Below are 1062 nucleotides of genomic sequence, written 5' to 3' on the forward strand. Positions count from 1 at the left end.
CGTCGTCATGAAAAGGCACCAGTTTGACCCGCAGATCGACGGCAAGGCCGGTCGGCGACACATGGCGATACCTTACGTCGAGCGCTGCGCCGACGGCATCCTGCCAGTGGCGCATTACCCGTTCGGCGTCGAGTGGGTGCGCGCCGTCGAACCAGGTCGCCGGCCCTGAAAGTCCGGTAAGAGCGTGAAAACGCCGATTGGCCTGCAAGACGGTGCCGTGATTGTCGATTTTGAATGCGCCGAGTGGCAGGGCTTCGTAAAGGGCGCGAAGTTCCTCATGCGCTGAGCTGAGTTCGGCATTCGCTTTGATCAGACGGCGTTCGGCCGTGGCGAGATCGTTGCCGAGGCGGGCGAACGCGTCATGAAAAGAGGCATCATCGCCCATGGTGTCGGACTCTCGGTTCAAGGGGTGGTCTCAGCTATTGGGGGTGTCGGTGGAGGGTAGACCGGCAAGTCGGCGCGCTTCGGACAGGGCCGTGGCCGCGTCGAGGGCGCATCCGTCCGCACCGACGGACGTCGACAGTGTCGCGGAGATCGCGAACGGCCGTCCGCCGACCAGGACCGGAACCCTCTGTAGCCCCGGCGTGCGGCGCAACTGGTCAATGAACGTCACCACGGCCCCGACATTCTCGGTCATCGTTACCGATACCGCCACCAGATCGGGCGGCTTGTCAGCCAGACTTTCGATCATGTCGCTGACCGGGACGCTTCCCCCGACATAGCTGCAATTCCATCCGTCGAGTTCGAGCAGGTCGGCGACCATGCGCAGGCCGACTTCGTGAAATTCACCGCCCAGACATGCGGCGGTGACGGTGAGCCCGTTGCGAGGCGTCTGCAGGATACGGCGAACGAAACCATTCATGATCGCTTGCGTGGCCGCGGTGCAGAAATGTTCCTGGGCGACCGTGATGCGATTCAACTGCCAGAGACGGCCGATTTCACGCATGGCGGGCTGGAAGACGTCCAGATAGAGGTTCTGCAGCGGCAGACCATCTTGTACGCTGCGTTCCGCAAGATCGGCGGCGCTGTTCCGGTCTCCGTCAAGAAGGCGATCGAGATAAC

2 protein-coding genes are annotated in these 1062 nt (G+C 62.7%); both read right to left on the reverse strand.

Annotation, left to right across the window (positions count from 1 at the left end; translation table 11 throughout):
- On the reverse strand, nt 1-406 hold a 406-nt coding region (locus ABZ728_RS22055), incomplete at its 3' end, for a PAS domain-containing protein (RefSeq protein WP_366658603.1).
- 9 nt (nt 407-415) lie between these two features.
- Nucleotides 416-1062, reverse strand: a 647-nt coding sequence (locus ABZ728_RS22060; protein WP_366658604.1) for a cobalamin-dependent protein, incomplete at its 5' end; no start/stop codon positions are given.

Origin of the sequence: Fodinicurvata sp. EGI_FJ10296, from assembly GCF_040712075.1 — a bacterium.
Lineage (GTDB): Bacteria > Pseudomonadota > Alphaproteobacteria > DSM-16000 > Inquilinaceae > JBFCVL01.